This window comes from Pseudomonas sp. WS 5532 (assembly GCF_012985445.1).
Lineage (GTDB): Bacteria > Pseudomonadota > Gammaproteobacteria > Pseudomonadales > Pseudomonadaceae > Aquipseudomonas > Aquipseudomonas edaphica.
Map to the genome: position 1 here is coordinate 233,922 of NZ_JAAQWK010000010.1, position 15,541 is coordinate 249,462.

The window sequence follows — 15,541 nt, forward strand, 5'->3', positions numbered from 1 at the left end:
CTCAAGGCTCGGCCGAGGGCTGGCCGCCCGGATCATAGGGGAATGGCGTAATGGCAACGGTAGACCGCTGGCTGCTGCCAGATGGCATCGAAGAAGTACTGCCACCAGAAGCTGCGCGCATTGAAGTAGCGCGTCGCCAGGTGTTGGATCTGTTCCAGAGCTGGGGTTACGAGTTTGTCGTGACCCCCCATATCGAGTACCTGGAATCCCTGCTGACCGGCGCGGGCCAGGACCTGGATCTGCGCACCTTCAAGGTCATCGACCCGCAATCGGGCCGGCAAATGGGTTTCCGTGCCGACATCACGCCGCAGGTGGCGCGCATCGATGCGCACACCCTGCGCCGCGAAGGCCCGAGCCGCCTGTGCTACGCCGGCAGCGTGCTGCATGCTCAGCCGCGTGCATTGTCGTCTTCGCGCAGCCCGATCCAGTTGGGCGCCGAGTTGTACGGTGATGCCAGCCCGAGCAGCGACGTTGAAGTGATCAGCCTGATGCTGGCCATGCTGCAACTGGCCGATGTGCCGGATGTACACATGGACCTGGGCCACGTTGGTATCTACCGTGGTCTGGCCCGTGCGGCTGGTTTGTCCGGTGAAGTGGAGCAACAGTTGTTCGATGCCCTGCAGCGCAAGGCGATCGATGAAGTCATCGCCCTGACTGCAGGCGTGCCTGCGGACCTGGCCGACATGCTGCGCGCACTGGTGAACCTGTGCGGTGGCCGTGAAGTGCTGATGGCTGCCCGTGAGCGCCTGGCCAATGCGCCGGCGCCGGTATTGGCTGCACTGGATGATGTGTTTGCGATTGCCGAGCAGTTGTCGGCGCGCTTCCCCGAGTTGCCGCTGTATTTCGACCTGGGTGAGTTGCGCGGCTATCACTACCACACCGGTGTGGTGTTTGCCGTTTTTGTGCCGGGTGTTGGCCAGGCCATCGCCCAGGGCGGTCGTTATGACGATATCGGCGCTGACTTCGGTCGCGCACGTCCGGCGACTGGCTTTTCTACCGATTTGAAAACCCTGGTGACCCTGGGGCGTGCTGAGGTCGAGCTGCCGTCTGGTGGCATCTGGATGCCCGACAGTACGGACGCAGCACTCTGGCAGCAGGTTTGCCAGTTGCGCAGTGAGGGTCAGCGTGTTGTCCAGGCTTTGCCTGGGCAGCCATTGGCCGCCGCCCGTGAAGCGGACTGCGACCGGCAATTGATTCTGCAGAACGGGCTTTGGCAAGTATCGCCACTGGCTTCTTGAGTTTTCCTGCCGGCCATCGCCGGCACCAAGTTTGCGCGAATGAGGACAAGTGTTATGGGTAAGAATGTCGTAGTCCTGGGCACCCAATGGGGTGATGAGGGCAAAGGCAAGATCGTTGATCTGCTGACCGAACATGCTGCCGCCGTAGTGCGCTACCAAGGTGGCCACAACGCTGGCCACACCCTGGTCATCGATGGCGAAAAAACCGTTTTGCACCTGATCCCGTCGGGCGTGCTGCGCGAAGGCGTGCAGTGCCTGATCGGCAACGGTGTTGTGGTTGCACCTGACGCCCTGCTGCGTGAGATCACCAAGCTGGAAGAGAAAGGCGTACCGGTGCGCGAGCGCCTGCGTATCAGCCCGTCCTGCCCGCTGATCCTGTCCTTCCACGTTGCGCTGGACCAGGCCCGTGAAAAGGCGCGTGGCGAGCTGAAGATCGGCACCACCGGTCGCGGCATTGGCCCGGCTTACGAAGACAAGGTTGCACGTCGTGGCCTGCGTGTGGGCGACCTGCTCAACATGCCGCGCTTTGAAGACAAGCTGCGTGAACTGGTGGATTACCACAACTTCATGCTGGTGGGTTACTACAAAGAGCCGGCCATCGAGTTCGAAAAGACTCTGGCTGAGTGCAAGGAATACGCTGAGCTGCTCAAGCCGCTGATGCTGGACGTGACCGCCGAGCTGCACGACCTGCGTCGCGCCGGCAAAGACATCATGTTCGAAGGCGCCCAGGGTTCGTTGCTGGACATCGATCACGGCACCTATCCGTACGTGACCAGCTCCAACACCACCGCGGGTGGCGTTGCGACCGGTTCGGGCGTTGGCCCGATGTTCCTGGACTACATCCTGGGCATCACCAAGGCTTACACCACGCGCGTGGGTTCGGGCCCGTTTCCGACTGAGCTGTTCGACGCAGTCGGCGCGCACCTGGCCAAGCAAGGTCACGAGTTCGGTGCTACCACTGGCCGCGCCCGTCGTTGCGGCTGGTTCGACGCCGTTATCCTGCGCCGCGCTATCGATGTGAACAGCATCTCGGGCATCTGCCTGACCAAGCTGGACGTTCTCGACGGCCTGGAAACCATCAACATCTGCATCGGCTACAAAGATGCCGAAGGCAAGGATGTTGCACCGACCGACGCTGACAGCTACGTAGGCCTGCAGCCTGTGTACGAAGAAGTGCCGGGCTGGACCGAATCGACCGTGGGCGCCAAAACCCTGGAAGAACTGCCGGCCAATGCTCGTGCCTACATCAAGCGTGTTGAAGAGCTGATCGGCGCGCCGATCGACATTATTTCGACAGGCCCGGACCGCAACGAGACCATCGTTCTGCGTCACCCGTTCGCTTAATAAGCTGTTGATGTAAAAAGCAAAGGGCTCCTTCGGGAGCCCTTTTTTGTGGCTGGCTGGCAATCGGCACGACCCTTGCTACGGTTCTTTCTTTCGCGGTGCTATCAAATTAATGGCACCCGTGGTGGAGGGATTTACCGTGTCTGCCGTTCTCTCATTGTTACAAAGCCGGCTGTTGCGGCCGGTGTTCGTTACCCTAGGTATCGCTCTTTTGGTGCAAGTGCTGGTGGCCGTTGCCCTGACGCGAAGCACCGTGACGGCGTTGGAAGCGGATTTAAGCAGCCGCCTGGGTGCCGACAGCCAGAAACTGTCTGGCGAGCTGGCGCAAGCCGGCAAGGAAGTCACCTCGAGCCTGGACAGCTTGTCTTCGAGCACGCGCCAGCGCCTGACCGCAGGGCTTTCCACGCGCCTGCAAGAGGAGCAGAAGCAACTGCGTGCGACCCTGGAAAAAGACCTGCAGGACTCGGCCAATGACATGGCCCAACTGCTGGCGTCGGTGGCGCCCCGCGCCATGTGGGACAGCGACGTGCCGACATTGTCGGAGTTCGCCCGGCGCGCCCAGCGTAATCCCAACGTGTTGTTCGTGGTGTATGACGACGCCGCTGGCGAGCACCTGACCCGTTACCTCAATCGCGAAAACCCGATCAACCAGGCACTGCTCGACAAGGGCAAGGGCGACCGAGCCTTGGATAAGGTCCTGGATGCGGCTAAAAACGACCCTTCGGTGTTCTACGTCGAGGCGTCCATCAGCCCCAACGGCACGGAGATCGGCAAAGTCCGCATGGGCGTCTCGACCAAAGCCGTAGAGGCCGACCTGGCGGCGCTGGACAAGCGTTTTGCCGCACTGATCGCGAGCAGTGATCAGTTGGTCGGTGACAGCCTCAAAGGCGCCGCCGCCGACAGCGCAGCGGCCATGGGCGCGCGCCTGCAATCGGCGCAAGCCACTGCCACCCAGATGACCGCCAACACCAGCGGCGCCGTACAGGACGCTGCGGGAGCGTTGCGCTGGCGCATCGGCCTGGGGCTCGCCATTGTCGGGTTTGGCGTATTACTGCTGATCGCCATCGTGCTGGGGCGCCGTGTGGTCAATCGGCTGAAGTTGTTGATTGCCGCCATGGACGATCTGGCGGCGGGCGAGGGCGACCTCACCAAGCGTGTGCAGATCAATAGCAAGGACGAAATCGGCGACATGGCCTCGGCGGTCAATCGCTTTGTGGATAAGTTGCAGCCAATCGTGCGTGAGGCCGGCGATGTGGCACAGCGCACCGGCGTCGAAATCGGCGCCATGACCTTGCGCAATGCCGGGGCTGACAAGGCGGCCGGTTTGCAGCGCGACGAAGTTGCCGAAAGCTTGCGCGCTCTGTCGCAAATGGCCGATGAGGCCCAGGCCGAAAGCCATGCAATGCAGGCAGCGTTGCAGCAGGTGGTGGATATTCGCCAGGCCACGGACGAAAACTCACGGACCTCGGCTGAGGTCGGCAGCCTGATCGAAGCGCTGGCGGGGCAAGTGCAGGCCGGTTCCCAGGTGATCGAGCGGTTGGCGCAGCAAAGCGAGCAGATCGAAGTGGTGTTGACGGTGATTCACGGGATTGCCGAGCAGACCAACCTGCTGGCCCTGAATGCGGCGATTGAAGCGGCGCGTGCCGGTGAAACCGGGCGAGGTTTTGCGGTGGTGGCGGACGAAGTGCGGGCGCTGGCGAGTAAAACCCAAAGCTCCACTGGGGATATCCAGGCGCATATCGTGGCGTTGCAGCAGGGCGCACGGGAAGCGGTGGAAACCATCGGCAAGGCCGGGCGCCAGGCGAATGAAGGGTTGTTGGTGCTGCGCGACAGTGTGCGCTTGCAACAGTCGGTGCAGGCTTCGGTGGAGCAAGTGCATGCGGCGATTGGCCTGGCGACGCGTGCGGCTGAGCATCAGGCCCAAGGCGCGCATGCGGTGCGTGGCCGGGTCGAGGTGATCCACGCCCAGGCCGAGCGGGCCGCGCAGGCGGTGGTGGAGACGACGGCCAGTGGCAAGGTGCTGGATGGGTTGGCAGCGCAGTTGAAGGCGAGTTTGGGGCAGTTTCGGGCTTAGCGTCGTCTGCGCCGGCCTCATCGCAGGCAAGCCAGCTCCCACATTTGACCGAGTTCCAGCGTTGGAATGCAATCGAATGTGGGAGCTGGCTTGCCTGCGATAGCGGTCTCAGCGGCTCAAATACATCCGCGTCGTCAGCAGATACACCGGCAACCCCGACACCAGAATCAACAGCGCCGCATACGGCGCCGCCGCCGCAAACTCAACATTCGAGGTATGCGCCCACACGGCAGTCGCCAGGGTATTCAGCCCCGTTGGGCTGAGCAGCAAAGTCGCCGTCAGCTCCTTCATCGCATCCAGAAACACCAACGCGAACGCCGCCCCCAAGGCCGGGAAAATAATCGGCAAGGTCACCCGGCAAAACGCGCTGAACGACGAGGAGCCCAGCGTGCGTGCCGCCTCTTCCAATTGCGGCGCAGCTTTGTTCAGTGCGGTTCGAATCGGCGCCTGAGCGAGCGGCAAAAACAACAGCGCATAAGCAATCAGCAGCAGCGCCGAGGTCTGATACAGCGCCGGCACATAGTGCAGGGCGAAATACACCAGTGTCAGCGCAATCACCAACCCTGGCAGGGCATGCAGCAGATAAGGCAGGCGCTCAGCCCAAATCGCCAACTGGCCTTTGTAGCGCACCACCAGCAGCCCCACCGGTACAGCTAATACCAGGCAAAGTGCAGCGCCGCCCAACGACAGTGCCAGAGAGGACAGCAGCGCCTCACCAATTTCGGCCACCGGGAATGCCGCCGATGAGCCCACTGCCAGCCAGTAAGCGAGCATCCCCAGCGGAATGCCGCTGCCAATGATGGCCAGCGCCAGGCAGTACAGCTGGCCCACGGTCGACCATTTGCCCAGCTTGACCTGTTCAGCATGCCGCGCCGCGCCCTGGCCGATGCGCACATGCCGGCCTTTGCCGCGCACCCGCAGCTCCAGCCACAGCAGCGTCAGGCACATCACCAGCAGCACCGCCGAGAGCATCGCGGCATTGGCGTTGCTGAATTCCAGTTCGAACTGTTGGTAGATCGCGGTGGTAAAGGTTTGCAGGCCGATGATCGACAGCGCGCCGAATTCCACCAGCATATGCAGCGCGATCAGCAGGGCTCCGGCCAGCAGCGAGGGCCAGAGCAACGGCAGTGTAATTCGGAAAAAAACGCCCCAGCGATTCAGTCCCAGCGTGCGGGCCGACTCTTCAAGGGATGGATCAAGATTGCGCAATGTCGCCGCCACCGGCAGAAACACCAGTGGGTACTTGGACAGGGTCATCACCAGTATTGCCCCGCCAAGCCCTTCGAAGTTGGCGCTCAGCGAGACCCAGGTAAAGCTGCTGACAAAGGCCGGTACCGCAAACGGCAGGCACAGGATTACTCCCCAGATGCGTCGCCCCGGCAGGTTGCTGCGCTCCAGTAGCCACGCCAGTGACAGGCCGATCACGCCGCAAGCCACCGTCACCCCAACCATCAAAGCCAAGGTGTTGCGCAACAGCCCGAACACATACGGCCGCCACAGCAGGTGCACCGCCTCCGCCCAGCCGGCCTGCCAGGCCTTGGTCCCGACATATACCAGCGGCAGCAGGCTCAGGCCAACCAGAAACAGCACGGGTAACAACAGCCAGATCGGCGGGCGTTTGCGCCGGGGGGTGAATACCCCGGCGGGTAGCGATGGGTTCATCAGTTCAAGCCAACGTCACGTTCCAGGTCCAGGGCTTCTTCGGCGTTGCCAAGGTCTGCCGGGGTGACTTTCGGCGGTTGCAGCTCGCTGAACGGCTTGAGGCCGCGATTGGATTGCATGCCCTTGCGCAGCGGGTATTCGGCCGAGGTATTGGTGATGACGCGCTGGCCTTCTTCACTGGCCATGAATGCCAGGAGTTGCTGGGCTTCTTTGGGGTGCTTGCTGGATTTGAGCGCCGCCGCCGAGGACACGGTGATCAGGCCGCCCACATCGCCATCGGTGAAGTAATGCAGCTGAGAATCCAGGTTGGTTTTTTCTTTCTTCAGGGCGAACCAGTAGTAGTTGTTCACCAGCACGGTGGCCACTTCGCCGTTTTCCACGGCCTTGAGCGCGACCATATTGTTGCTGTACACCTTGCCGAAGGCGCGCAGGCCGGTCAGCCATTCTTCAGCAGCTTCGCGACCGTGCAGCTTGATAATCGCCACGGCCTGCTCCTGAAATGCGCCACTGGTGGGCACGAAGCCGACTTTGCCTTGCCACTCGGGGCCAGCGAAATCGAGTACCGATTTGGGCAGGTCTTTTTCGGCGATCAGTTTGGGGTTAAAGGCCACGACGCGGGTACGAGCGGTCACGCCCATCCAGTCACCGTTGCTGCCGACGTAATCCTTGGGCAATACGTCCAGCGTGCTCGCATCAATCTTGGCCAGCAGGCCTTGCTCGCCGAGTTTGTTCAGCGGCGGCGATTCTTCTGTGTAGATCACATCGGCAGGGGAGCGCTCGCCTTCTTCCACGACCTGGCTGGCGAGCTGGTTGCTGCTGCCTTTGCGCACGTTGACGTGAATGCCGGTCTTGGCTTCGAAGGCCTTGGCGAGTTCATCGCCGACTTCTTTGTGCTGGCCGTTGTACAGGGTCAGGGACACCTTGTCGGCGGAGTAGGCGGTGGGCGAGAGCAGCGTCAAGCCAAGCAGGGTGAGGGTCAGGCCACGCAGAAGGGATGTCTTGAGACGGTTATCGCGGATCATCATCCGAAGTGTTCCTCGCTTGTATGCAACAAATCATTGCAAGGATAAACGATAAAACTTCTCAAGTGCGGATGAGGGGAGAATCCTTGGGGAAGTTTTCAAACCCCGGAAACGAAAAAACCCGCTTTCGCGGGTTTGATCTGAATTTGGTGCCCAGGAGAAGACTCGAACTTCCACGACCTTGCGATCACCAGCACCTGAAGCTGGCGTGTCTACCAATTTCACCACCTGGGCATTATCAACAACGCTTGCGCTGTTGATGGAGCGAACTATACGGAGCGCTTTTTAATCTGTAAACCCCTGATATCAAAAATATAATTCAATATTCTTGTTAAAAATCAGAGGCCTGAAACGAAAAAACCCGCTTTCGCGGGTTTAATCTGAATTTGGTGCCCAGGAGAAGACTCGAACTTCCACGACCTTGCGATCACCAGCACCTGAAGCTGGCGTGTCTACCAATTTCACCACCTGGGCAGCATCAACAACGTTGCCGTCGTCAATGGCGCGCACTATACGGAGGCGATTTTGAGCTGTAAAGCCCTGCGATGAAAAAAGCCCGGAAAATTTCGCCAATGGTCATTCAAGGCGCTTTCCGAGGGCTGCAAAGGCCTTTTAAACGCTTGTTGACACCTGAAATTTCCCGTTTCAATACGCGTATGCCAAACTAACCCGCATATAGACAAGGTGAAAACTCTCTAATGGCCGATTGGCAGTCCCTCGATCCCGAGGCCGCTCGTGAAGCGGAAAAATATGAAAACCCTATTCCTAGCCGCGAACTGATCCTGGCGCATCTCGCCGATCGTGGTTCGCCTGCTAGCCGCGAGCAGTTGGTTGAAGAGTTCGGTCTGACCACCGAAGACCAGCTCGAAGCCCTGCGCCGCCGTTTGCGTGCCATGGAGCGCGATGCTCAACTGATCTACACCCGTCGTGGCACCTATGCGCCTGTGGATAAGCTCGACTTGATCCTGGGCCGCATCGCCGGCCATCGGGATGGCTTCGGCTTCCTGATCCCGGATGACGGCAGCGACGACCTGTTCATGAGCCCGGCGCAAATGCGCCTGGTATTCGACGGCGACCGTGCCCTGGCCCGCGTTTCCGGCCTGGACCGTCGTGGTCGCCGTGAAGGCGTGATCGTCGAAGTGGTGTCCCGTGCCCACGAGTCCATCGTTGGCCGTTACTTCGAAGAAGGCGGCATCGGCTTTGTAGTGCCGGATAACCCGAAGGTCCAGCAGGAAGTGCTGATCACCCCGGGTCGCAATGGCGCCGCCAAGGTCGGCCAGTTCGTCGAGGTGAAAATCACCCACTGGCCAACCGCGCGCTTCCAGCCACAGGGCGATATTGTTGAAGTGGTCGGCAACTACATGGCGCCGGGCATGGAAATCGACGTTGCGCTGCGCACCTACGATATTCCTCACGTCTGGCCCGAGGCTGTGCTCAAGGAAGCCGCCAAGCTCAAGCCGGAAGTGGAAGAGAAAGACAAGGAAAAACGCATCGACCTGCGCCATCTGCCGTTCGTCACCATCGACGGCGAAGATGCCCGCGACTTCGACGATGCGGTCTATTGCGAAGCCAAGCCTGGCAAGCTGCGCCTGTTCTCCGGCGGCTGGAAGTTGTTCGTCGCGATTGCCGACGTCTCCAGCTATGTGAAGATCGGTTCGGCCCTGGATAACGAAGCCCAGGTGCGCGGCAACTCCGTGTACTTCCCTGAGCGCGTGATCCCGATGCTGCCTGAGCAGCTGTCCAACGGCCTGTGCTCCCTGAACCCGAAAGTCGACCGTTTGGCCATGGTGTGCGAGATGACCATCTCCAAAACCGGCGAAATGACCGACTACCAGTTCTACGAAGCGGTGATCCACTCCCAGGCGCGCCTGACCTACAACAAGGTCAGCACCATCCTGGAAGCGCCGAAGACCAGCGAAGCCAAGGCCTTGCGTGGCGAATATGCCGACGTAGTGCCGCACCTCAAGCAGCTTTACGCGCTGTACAAGGTGTTGCTGGGCGCACGTCATGTGCGTGGCGCAATCGACTTTGAAACCCAGGAAACCCGGATTGTCTTCGGTTCCGAGCGCAAGATCGCGGCCATTACGCCGACCACGCGCAACGATGCGCACAAGCTGATTGAGGAGTGCATGCTGGCGGCCAACGTGGCCACCGCAGAGTTCCTCAAAAAGCACGAAATTCCTGCCCTGTACCGCGTGCACGACGGCCCGCCGCCGGAGCGTTTGGAAAAACTGCGCGCTTTCCTCGGTGAGCTTGGCCTGTCCCTGCACAAAGGCAAGGACGGCCCGACGCCGAAGGATTACCAGGCGCTGCTGGCCAGCATCAAGGACCGTCCGGATTACCACGTGATCCAGACCGTGATGCTGCGCTCTCTGAGCCAGGCGGTGTACAGCGCCGATAACCAGGGCCACTTCGGCCTGAATTACGAGGCGTACACCCACTTCACTTCGCCGATTCGTCGTTACCCGGACCTGCTCACGCACCGGGCGATCCGCAGCGTGATCCACTCCAAGCAGAACACCCCGCACGTCAAGCGCGCCGGTGCCATGACCATTCCGAAGGCACGGATCTATCCGTACGACGAAGCGGCTCTGGAACAGCTGGGCGAGCAGTGCTCCATGAGCGAGCGCCGCGCCGACGAAGCCACCCGCGACGTAGTGAACTGGCTCAAGTGCGAGTTCATGAAAGACCGCGTGGGCGAGTCGTTCCCTGGTGTGATCACTGCCGTGACGGGTTTTGGCCTGTTCGTCGAGCTGACCGACATTTACGTCGAAGGCTTGGTGCACGTCACTGCGCTGCCGGGCGATTACTACCACTTCGACCCTGTGCATCACCGCCTGGCGGGCGAGCGCACCGGTCGCAGCTTCCGTTTGGGCGACACCGTGGAAGTGCAGGTCATGCGCGTCGACCTCGACGAGCGCAAGATCGACTTCGGCATGCCCGACAAGCCGACCGAAACACCGACTGGCCGTAAAAAGCGTGGCAGCGAACCGACTGCGCCAGCCAGCAAAGGCAAGGGCGCGCCTGCGAAAGCAGCGGCCACCGAGCCTGCGCCAGCCAAGGCCGCTCGTCGTTCGTCCACCAAGGAGAAGGCCCCAGAGGCCTACCGCCCGAGCGATGCAGCGGCGAAAAACGCTGAAGTGCGCAAGAGCCGTGAGTTGAAGCAGCAGTTGCTCAACGAAGCCAAAAGCGGTGGTAAAGCGGCGTCTGGGGGAAAGTCCCACGGGGCGGAAAAGCCGTCGAGCAAACCGAGTAAACACCGTAAAGGCCCGCCTAAAGCGGGTTCGGCTCCCGCGAAAAGCGGCGGGTCGCGCAAACCTAAGGCCAAGTCATGAGTCTGGAAAAAATCTACGGCGTGCACGCCGTAGAAGCACTGCTGCGTCATCACCCTAAACGCGTCAAGCAGGTGTGGTTGGCCGAAGGCCGCAGCGAGCCGCGTGTACAAGCGCTGGTCGAGCTGGCTACGCAAAACAAGGTTGCCATCGGCCAGGCCGAGCGCCGTGAAATGGACGTGTGGGTTGAGGGCGTTCACCAAGGCGTGGTTGCGGACGTAAGCCCGAGCCAGGTCTGGGGCGAAGCGATGCTCGACGAGCTGCTCGACCGTACCGAAGGCGCACCGCTGTTGCTGGTGCTGGACGGCGTGACCGACCCGCACAACCTCGGCGCTTGCCTGCGTTCGGCCGATGCTGCCGGTGCGCTGGCGGTGATCGTGCCTAAGGACAAGTCGGCAACCCTGACGCCGGTCGTGCGTAAAGTCGCGTGCGGTGCGGCGGAAGTGATTCCACTGGTGGCCGTGACCAACCTGGCGCGTACCCTGGAGAAACTCCAGCAGCGCGGCCTTTGGATCGTGGGCACTGCAGGCGAGGCCGAGGTCAGCATTTATGACCAGGACCTCACCGGTCCGACCATCCTGATCATGGGTGCCGAAGGCAAAGGCATGCGTCGCCTGACCCGCGAGCACTGCGATTACCTGGTGAAATTGCCGATGGCCGGTAGCGTCAGCAGCCTCAACGTGTCGGTTGCCACCGGTGTGTGCCTGTTCGAAGCCCAGCGTCAGCGCGGTGCCAAGGCCAAGAGCAAGAAGTAACCCGATCAAAAATGTGCGGCCGGGCTTGTGTGGGAGCTGGCTTGCCTGCGATAGCATCACCTCTGTATCACTGATACACCGAGGTGCCTGCATCGCAGGCAAGCCAGCTCCCACAGAATTTCAGCTCCCGCAGTCGTTTCAGGGTGTTTGGAAGATTGTTCAAATAATCACCAATCACCTTGCGCCGTTTCTCCCCCTTCTCTACAATTGCGCCCCTTGCCTTCCTGGCAGGCACCTATGTGCCTCCCTGCGGCAAGATCCATAAGTGTCATTCACTCCTTGTCTGACCGTTTTTGAGCGGCAGGCTACAACCCGTAAGGAGCATTCATGCGTCATTACGAAATCATCTTTTTGGTCCACCCGGATCAAAGCGAGCAAGTCGGCGGCATGGTTGAGCGTTACACCAAGCTGATCGAAGAAGACGGCGGCAAAATCCACCGTCTGGAAGATTGGGGCCGTCGTCAACTGGCCTACGCAATCAACAATGTTCACAAGGCTCACTACGTGATGCTGAACGTTGAGTGCACTGGCAAGGCCCTGGCCGAGCTGGAAGACAACTTCCGCTACAACGATGCAGTGATCCGTAACCTGGTCATCCGTCGCGAAGAAGCCGTTACCGGCCAATCCGAGATGCTCAAGGCTGAAGAAAACCGCAGTGAGCGCCGTGAGCGTCGCGACCGTCCTGAGCACGAAGGCGCTGAAAGCGCTGATAGTGATGACAGCGACAACAGCGATAACGCTGACGAGTAATCCACGGACCTTTTAAGGAGCCTATCAAATGGCACGTTTCTTCCGTCGTCGTAAATTCTGCCGCTTCACCGCTGAAGACGTGAAAGAGATCGATTACAAAGATCTCAACACTCTGAAAGCCTACGTATCCGAGACCGGCAAAATCGTTCCAAGCCGTATCACCGGTACCAAAGCACGTTATCAGCGTCAGCTGGCCACCGCTATCAAGCGCGCCCGCTTCCTGGCCCTGCTGGCCTACACCGACAGCCACGGCCGCTGAGACCGGGCAGTCGACAAGTAGTAAGGGATTGAATGCATGCGCGCCTTAGCTGAGTTCATCATGCGCGGTCGCGTGCAGGCCACTCTGGTAGTGGCCGGATGTGCGGCATTGCCGCTGCTTTATTGGTTGGGTGCTGCTGCAGGTTGCCTTGTGCTCCTGCGGCGCGGTTTGAAGGACGCCCTTGGCGTTCTTGCCCTGGGATTGTTGCCGGCCTTGATCTGGTGGCTTCAATTCGGTGATCCACGGGTACTTCTGGTACTGCTGGGGTCATCGAGCCTTGCGTTGGTTTTACGCGCAAGTGAGTCCTGGGTCCGCACGCTGCTGGTCAGCGTGGCATTGGGGTTGGTGTACTCAGTGATGCTTGGCGCGGCTTTCCGCCCGCAAATCGAAGCGCTGTCGCAAGAGATCGTCAAGATCCTGCCGATGGCCCTCGGGGATCTCTACCAGCAATTGTCGGTAGATGAGCGAGCGCGGTTTGCGTCACTGATTGCCCCGGTCCTGACCGGCCTGATTGCGGCATTGTTGCAGGTCGTCAGCGTGCTGAGCCTGATTGTTGGGCGTTATTGGCAAGCGTTGTTGTACAACCCGGGTGGTTTTGGTCGCGAATTTCGCAGTATCAGAATCCCAGCGGGGCCGGCGATGTTGCTGCTGGCGTGCATGGTTGTCGGGCCGAACTTCGGCCCACAGATGGCCTTGCTGGCGCCGATTTGCAGTGTACCGCTGGTGTTTGCCGGGCTGGCCCTGATTCACGGGCTGGTTGCGCGAAAGCGCCTGGCCAAGTTCTGGCTGGTGGGGTTGTACGTCACGATGTTGCTGTTTATGCAGCTGATCTATCCGTTACTCGTGGTTTTGGCCATTGTCGACGGCCTGATTGATTTTCGCGGTCGTCTGGCGCCGAAAGACGCCGATAACGCGAACGGTGAAGGTTAAAAGTTAGAGGATTTTCACATGCAACTGATCCTTCTGGAAAAAGTCGCCAACCTGGGCAACCTGGGCGACAAAGTGAACGTTAAGGCCGGCTACGGTCGTAACTACCTGCTGCCATACGGCAAAGCCACCGCTGCAACCGCTGCCAACCTGGCTGCGTTTGAAGAGCGTCGTGCTGAGCTGGAAAAAGCCGCAGCAGACAAAAAAGCTTCGGCCGAAACTCGCGCTGCCCAACTGGCTGAGCTGGAAGTGACTATCACTGCCACCGCCGGTGACGAAGGCAAGCTGTTCGGTTCGATCGGCACCCACGACATCGCTGATGCACTGACCGCCTCCGGCGTTGAAGTGCAGAAGAGCGAAGTTCGTCTGCCGAACGGCACCATCCGCAACGTAGGCGAATTCGACGTAGCCGTGCACCTGCACGCTGAAGTTGAAGCCACCGTACGCGTTGTAGTGGTAGCAGCTTAAGCAACACCTAACTGACTGGCACCTCGCGTGCCAGGCGGTTAACATCGGGCACGATCCTGTTTACAGGTCGTGCCTTTTGTTTTTCTACACACCCCTAATTCCAAGTGGCCATGAACGATATTTCAGCTCCTGAGCAATACGATCTGCAAACCGCTGCCCTGAAGGTGCCGCCGCATTCCATCGAGGCCGAACAGGCCGTGCTCGGTGGCTTGATGCTGGATAACAACGCCTGGGAACGCGTGCTGGATCAAGTCTCGGACGGTGATTTCTATCGCCATGACCACCGCCTGATCTTCCGCGCCATTGCCAAGCTGGCCGACCAGAACTCGCCGATCGACGTGGTAACCCTGGCCGAACAGCTGGACAAGGAAGGCCAGACCTCCCAAGTCGGCGGTCTGGGCTACCTGGGTGAGCTGGCGAAAAACACGCCATCCGTCGCCAACATCAAGGCGTATGCGCAGATCGTTCGCGAGCGCGCCACCCTGCGCCAGTTGATCGGAATCAGCACCGAAATCGCCGACAGCGCCTTCAACCCCGAAGGCCGCACCGCCGCCGAGATCCTTGATGAGGCTGAACGCCAGATCTTCCAGATCGCCGAAGCGCGGCCGAAAACCGGTGGCCCAGTCAGCGTCAACGACCTGTTGACCAAGGCCATCGACCGCATCGACACCTTGTTCAACACCGACAACGCCATCACGGGTATTTCCACCGGCTACACCGACCTCGACGAGAAGACCAGCGGCCTGCAGCCGTCTGACTTGATCATCGTCGCCGGCCGTCCATCCATGGGTAAAACCACCTTTGCGATGAACCTGGTGGAAAACGCCGTGCTGCGCAGCGACAAAGCCGTACTGGTTTACTCGCTGGAGATGCCTGGTGAATCGCTGATCATGCGTATGCTTTCCTCGCTTGGCCGTATCGACCAGACCAAGGTGCGAGCCGGTCGCCTGGAAGACGACGATTGGCCGCGCCTGACGTCGGCGGTCAACTTGCTTAACGACCGCAAGCTGTTTATCGATGACACCGCCGGTATCAGCCCATCAGAGATGCGTGCACGTACTCGCCGGCTGGTGCGTGAGCACGGCGACATCGCCCTGATCATGATCGACTACCTGCAGCTGATGCAGATTCCAGGCTCCAGCGGTGACAACCGCACCAACGAGATTTCCGAAATCTCCCGGTCGCTCAAAGCCCTGGCCAAGGAATTCAACTGCCCGGTGGTGGCGCTGTCCCAGCTCAACCGTTCCCTTGAGCAACGCCCGAACAAGCGCCCGGTGAACTCCGACTTGCGGGAATCCGGAGCGATCGAGCAGGATGCTGACGTGATCATGTTCGTGTACCGCGACGAGGTGTATCACCCCGAGACGGAGCACAAAGGCATTGCCGAGATCATCATCGGCAAGCAGCGGAACGGGCCAATCGGCTTTATCCGCCTGGCGTTTATCGGTAAGTACACGCGCTTCGAGAACCTGGCGCCGGGCAGCTATAACTTCGACGATGACGAGTAAGTTTCAGCGCCTGTAAGGGCCTCATCGCAGCATAGGTATCTACACAACCGGTTAACACGAAGTCTGTGGCAGGTGGGCTGTTGTGGCGAGCAGGCTTGTCCTGCGTTGGGCTGCGAAGCGGCCCCAGTACAAGCACGGCAATTTTGCTGAAAGTACTCAGCGTCTGTTTTTGGGGCTGCTTCGCAGCCCAACGCAGGACAAG

Annotated in this window: 12 protein-coding genes and 2 tRNA genes; 10 read left to right on the forward strand and 4 right to left on the reverse strand. The window is 60.3% G+C overall.

The genetic code is table 11. The annotated features are described in order from the left end of the window. The first annotated feature begins 50 nt into the window (after positions 1 to 50). The 3 genes from HBO23_RS18920 to HBO23_RS18930 all read left to right on the forward strand — a co-directional run bounded on the left by HBO23_RS18920 (position 51) and on the right by HBO23_RS18930 (position 4,656). A complete protein-coding gene (locus HBO23_RS18920; protein WP_170039127.1) occupies positions 51 to 1,238 on the forward strand; it encodes an ATP phosphoribosyltransferase regulatory subunit in 1,188 nt (395 codons plus the stop codon). 54 nt (positions 1,239 to 1,292) lie between these two features. Further along, on the forward strand, positions 1,293 to 2,582 hold the full coding sequence (locus HBO23_RS18925; RefSeq protein WP_017138458.1) for an adenylosuccinate synthase: 1,290 nt from the start codon (positions 1,293 to 1,295) through the stop codon (positions 2,580 to 2,582). Between the two features lie 139 nt (positions 2,583 to 2,721). Next, positions 2,722 to 4,656: a methyl-accepting chemotaxis protein gene (locus HBO23_RS18930; RefSeq protein ID WP_170039129.1), complete on the forward strand. Its 1,935-nt coding sequence runs from the start codon at positions 2,722 to 2,724 to the stop codon at positions 4,654 to 4,656. A gap of 108 nt (positions 4,657 to 4,764) precedes the next feature. Here HBO23_RS18930 and HBO23_RS18935 read toward each other — a convergent pair whose 3' ends face one another. The 4 genes from HBO23_RS18935 to HBO23_RS18950 all read right to left on the reverse strand — a co-directional run bounded on the left by HBO23_RS18935 (position 4,765) and on the right by HBO23_RS18950 (position 7,814). Continuing rightward, the gene (locus HBO23_RS18935; RefSeq protein WP_170039131.1) at positions 4,765 to 6,318 is read right to left on the reverse strand and encodes an iron ABC transporter permease; all 1,554 of its coding nucleotides are present in this window, start codon (positions 6,316 to 6,318) and stop codon (positions 4,765 to 4,767) included. Beyond that, the gene (locus tag HBO23_RS18940; protein WP_138449479.1) at positions 6,318 to 7,343 is read right to left on the reverse strand and encodes an extracellular solute-binding protein; all 1,026 of its coding nucleotides are present in this window, start codon (positions 7,341 to 7,343) and stop codon (positions 6,318 to 6,320) included. The genes HBO23_RS18935 and HBO23_RS18940 overlap by 1 nt, the downstream gene beginning before the upstream one ends. A 144-nt stretch (positions 7,344 to 7,487) precedes the next feature. Further along, positions 7,488 to 7,574 (reverse strand) — tRNA-Leu (locus HBO23_RS18945). Positions 7,575 to 7,727: 153 nt separating this feature from the next. Further along, positions 7,728 to 7,814, reverse strand: a tRNA-Leu gene (locus HBO23_RS18950). Positions 7,815 to 8,038: 224 nt separating this feature from the next. On the opposite strand from HBO23_RS18950, the gene rnr reads away from it, so the two are divergent. From rnr to dnaB, 7 genes are all read left to right on the forward strand, one after another. Further along, entirely contained in the window at positions 8,039 to 10,675 is a 2,637-nt protein-coding gene (rnr, locus tag HBO23_RS18955; protein WP_017138454.1) for a ribonuclease R, read from the forward strand. After that, a complete protein-coding gene (gene rlmB / locus HBO23_RS18960; protein WP_017138453.1) occupies positions 10,672 to 11,427 on the forward strand; it encodes a 23S rRNA (guanosine(2251)-2'-O)-methyltransferase RlmB in 756 nt (251 codons plus the stop codon). Before rnr ends, rlmB begins: the two co-directional genes overlap by 4 nt. Positions 11,428 to 11,754: 327 nt before the next feature. Further along, the gene (rpsF, locus tag HBO23_RS18965) at positions 11,755 to 12,177 is read left to right on the forward strand and encodes a 30S ribosomal protein S6 (protein ID WP_003217491.1); all 423 of its coding nucleotides are present in this window, start codon (positions 11,755 to 11,757) and stop codon (positions 12,175 to 12,177) included. 28 nt (positions 12,178 to 12,205) lie between these two features. Then, entirely contained in the window at positions 12,206 to 12,436 is a 231-nt protein-coding gene (gene rpsR, locus HBO23_RS18970) for a 30S ribosomal protein S18 (RefSeq protein WP_002551829.1), read from the forward strand. A 36-nt stretch (positions 12,437 to 12,472) separates the two neighbouring features. Further along, the gene (locus HBO23_RS18975; RefSeq protein WP_170039133.1) at positions 12,473 to 13,366 is read left to right on the forward strand and encodes a hypothetical protein; all 894 of its coding nucleotides are present in this window, start codon (positions 12,473 to 12,475) and stop codon (positions 13,364 to 13,366) included. An 18-nt stretch (positions 13,367 to 13,384) separates the two neighbouring features. Beyond that, the gene (gene rplI / locus HBO23_RS18980) at positions 13,385 to 13,831 is read left to right on the forward strand and encodes a 50S ribosomal protein L9 (RefSeq protein ID WP_003171376.1); all 447 of its coding nucleotides are present in this window, start codon (positions 13,385 to 13,387) and stop codon (positions 13,829 to 13,831) included. A gap of 110 nt (positions 13,832 to 13,941) precedes the next feature. Beyond that, positions 13,942 to 15,339: a replicative DNA helicase gene (gene dnaB / locus HBO23_RS18985; RefSeq protein WP_017138451.1), complete on the forward strand. Its 1,398-nt coding sequence runs from the start codon at positions 13,942 to 13,944 to the stop codon at positions 15,337 to 15,339. Positions 15,340 to 15,541 lie beyond the last annotated feature (202 nt).

What these genes read in the sequence shown, in the direction of transcription:
- rlmB (WP_017138453.1), top strand. Translation starts at nt 10,672, where the DNA reads ATGAGTCTGGAAAAAATCTACGGCGTGCACGCCGTAGAAGCACTGCTG.
- dnaB (WP_017138451.1), top strand. Translation starts at nt 13,942, where the DNA reads ATGAACGATATTTCAGCTCCTGAGCAATACGATCTGCAAACCGCTGCC.
- HBO23_RS18925 (WP_017138458.1), top strand. Translation starts at nt 1,293, where the DNA reads ATGGGTAAGAATGTCGTAGTCCTGGGCACCCAATGGGGTGATGAGGGC.
- HBO23_RS18975 (WP_170039133.1), top strand. Translation starts at nt 12,473, where the DNA reads ATGCGCGCCTTAGCTGAGTTCATCATGCGCGGTCGCGTGCAGGCCACT.
- HBO23_RS18920 (WP_170039127.1), top strand. Translation starts at nt 51, where the DNA reads ATGGCAACGGTAGACCGCTGGCTGCTGCCAGATGGCATCGAAGAAGTA.
- HBO23_RS18940 (WP_138449479.1), bottom strand. Translation starts at nt 7,343, where the DNA reads ATGATGATCCGCGATAACCGTCTCAAGACATCCCTTCTGCGTGGCCTG.
- rnr (WP_017138454.1), top strand. Translation starts at nt 8,039, where the DNA reads ATGGCCGATTGGCAGTCCCTCGATCCCGAGGCCGCTCGTGAAGCGGAA.
- rpsR (WP_002551829.1), top strand. Translation starts at nt 12,206, where the DNA reads ATGGCACGTTTCTTCCGTCGTCGTAAATTCTGCCGCTTCACCGCTGAA.
- rplI (WP_003171376.1), top strand. Translation starts at nt 13,385, where the DNA reads ATGCAACTGATCCTTCTGGAAAAAGTCGCCAACCTGGGCAACCTGGGC.
- HBO23_RS18935 (WP_170039131.1), bottom strand. Translation starts at nt 6,318, where the DNA reads ATGAACCCATCGCTACCCGCCGGGGTATTCACCCCCCGGCGCAAACGC.
- rpsF (WP_003217491.1), top strand. Translation starts at nt 11,755, where the DNA reads ATGCGTCATTACGAAATCATCTTTTTGGTCCACCCGGATCAAAGCGAG.